The organism is Corynebacterium sp. HMSC034B08, assembly GCF_001835805.1.
In the GTDB taxonomy this organism is placed as follows: domain Bacteria; phylum Actinomycetota; class Actinomycetes; order Mycobacteriales; family Mycobacteriaceae; genus Corynebacterium; species Corynebacterium coyleae.
Genome location: NZ_KV825921.1, coordinates 1 through 2,610, shown reverse-complemented (window position 1 = coordinate 2,610; position 2,610 = coordinate 1). Strand labels below are relative to the sequence as shown.

The 2,610-nt window shown below is 55.4% G+C and carries 3 protein-coding genes; all 3 read left to right on the top strand.

The window, feature by feature from the left end:
- Positions 1–877: IS256 family transposase (locus HMPREF2656_RS02840; protein WP_070815811.1), on the top strand; the 877-nt coding region annotated here is incomplete at its 5' end.
- A 233-nt stretch (positions 878–1,110) separates the two neighbouring features.
- Positions 1,111–2,187 carry an IS3 family transposase gene (locus tag HMPREF2656_RS02835; protein ID WP_070815810.1) on the top strand — a complete coding sequence of 359 codons (1,077 nt, stop codon included), beginning with the start codon at positions 1,111–1,113 and terminating at the stop codon, positions 2,185–2,187.
- Between the two features lie 193 nt (positions 2,188–2,380).
- Positions 2,381–2,581, top strand: a complete 201-nt coding sequence (locus tag HMPREF2656_RS02830; protein WP_070815809.1) for a hypothetical protein — start codon at positions 2,381–2,383, stop codon at positions 2,579–2,581.
- Positions 2,582–2,610 lie beyond the last annotated feature (29 nt).

Sequence of the window (2,610 nt, the reverse complement as noted above, 5' to 3'; positions counted from 1 at the left end):
GAACGATCTGGTGGCCACCCTTGGCATTTCCAACATGTCGAAATCCCAAGTCTCACGCATGTCGGAAGAACTCGACGAAATGGTCGCAGACTTCAGAAACCGCCCACTGGACCCCGGCGGGTATGCCTACCTGTCGTGCGACGCGTTGACAATCAAAGTGCGTGAAGGCGGCCGGGTGGTCAAATGCTCCGTACTGCTTGCCACTGGGGTCAACGCCGACGGGTACCGCGAAATGCTCGGTATGCATGTTGCCACCGCGGAATCCAACGCATCGTGGAAAGGCTTCTTCCAAGACTTAAAAGCCCGCGGACTTCGCGGTGTCTTCCTTATCACCAGTGACGCTCATGAGGGCATCCAGCACGCGATATCTGAAGTGCTGCCCGATGCCTCCTGGCAGCGGTGCCGCACCCACTTCGCGAAAAACCTCTACGAAAAAGTCCCGAAGACACAGTGGCCGATGGTCTCTGCGATGTTCCAGACAATCTTCCAACAACCCGACGCCCAATCCACCTGGGCACAAGCCCGCGAAGTCGTCGACCTGTTAGACCCAAAGTTCCCCCAGGTAGCGGCATATTTAGAGGAATCACTCGATGAGGTGCTGGCGTTTACCGCAGCACCGAAACCAGTCTGGACAAAGGTGTGGTCGAACAACCCCACCGAACGGTTAAACCGGGAGATCCGCCGGCGCACCGACGTCGTTGGCATCTTCCCGAACCGCGAATCCATCATCCGGCTTGTCGGCGCGGTCCTCGCTGAACAGCACGACGATTGGATCCAACAAAAGCGCTACATGTCACTGACTGCACTCGAACACACCAAACACCTCATGCACCGACAAGGAGACGACCATGGTGACCACCACCAACTAACCGCCTAACCAAACCCCCAACTTCATACCGAGCCGAAAGCACAAACGGCTACACCACTTCACGGGACTTGACCAAAACGAAAACTTGAACTCGATGCGAAGCGTCGGGAGGAAGCCATGCAGCGTGCCTTGGATAAAGCCACGGAAAGGGCTGAGCGGGCTGAATTAGCCACTGATGTGCTGGGAAAAGCTTTAGCGACCATGCCAGGACAACGTGGCGTGGACTCAAACGCGGAGGAAAAGTGCTCACCCAAGAGCAACAACACCTCTACGACCAGGGGCAACAGGAAGAAGAAACACTAATTAACCAGCTTGTTTCCATCGGCTACTCCAAAACGAAGGCAATGGGCATCATCGGAGTGTCGCGAAGCCGCGTGTTCTATCAGGCCAAGCCGCGCCCACGTGTTGCCGAGCCGGTTGCCTATGAAAATCGCCGGATCAGTCGGCTGGCGGATACCACTGTCGAGCGCATCTTGGAACTGTTAGACGCCAATCCGCATTCCGGGGTGGACCAGGTGTTTTACGCGGCGTTGAACAACGGGATCTACCTGGCAAGCCTGCGCAGTTTCTACCGAGTTGCTAAAGCGCACGGACGATTGCTCTACCAGCGGCACAACACCAAAGCGAAGCAAACTCAACGCAACCGAAACGCCGCCCCGCCACATGTACGTGCTACAGCACCCGGTCAGGTGCTGTGTTGGGACATCACTTTCTTGCGTGGCGAATACGTAGGACAAACCTTCGCTTGTCACATGGTCATTGACCTGTACTCCCGTGCAATCGTTGGTTGTGTCGTAGCAGAACGCGAAGACAGCCGAGTCGCCGAAGCAATGTTCGACGACATCTTGACTCGGTTCCCCAACACAGAGACCGTGCACTCAGATAACGGCAATGCGATGACAAGCAAACGTCTCGGCAAACTCTTCGCAAAACACGGCGTGACCCGCTCGTTTAACCGACCTCACACCAGCAACGACAACCCGCATACCGAGTCGGTGTTTCACACCATGAAAGGCAGGACCTACTACCCGAAAACCTTTAAAACACTCGGCGAGGCCAGAACTTGGCTCAATCAATGGGTGCCGATCTACAACGCCACCCCACACAGCGGAATCAACTACTACCCGCCACAAGCCGTTTTAGACGGCACTTGGATCAACCTGAAGCACCAACGTGAACAAGGAATCCAAAACGCACTACACCAAGGCATCATCACTCAAAAGCCAAACACCGCTGCCGGCACAGACATCCCCGCAGAAGTCACAATTATCCGCACCACCACACAAACCGCACCCACCCCACAACCCATCACGATCTAACACCCAACCCCCGTTCACAACCACTTGACACAAAGCGAGCGGAGACGAAGCCGGCAAGGACGGAAACCGTGGAGCAGAAATCAAAGTTCCGCATCAGGCCGATTCGAAATTTATTCTCAACCCCAACAAGCTCTCGCTTGTTCACGCCGAAGGCAAGTTCGGGCAGTGGGCAGTTAATCACGTACGTTCGGTGATGACGAAGAACACGAGCGAGTGGCGCAACATGCCCGTGTTACCCGAAGACCCCGTTGAAGTCGCCACTCAGATCATCGCATTGATGTATGAGCAACCAACCAAAGATGCAGAGTTTTTCGGGCTCGAGACGATCGCAACCAAACGCGCTGGTTTCGCGCTCAAAGTGCGTGATTTGAAGACCATCGCCCGAAATGTCTAAACCGGCCTGGGTTGGTGAGAGGGCATGAT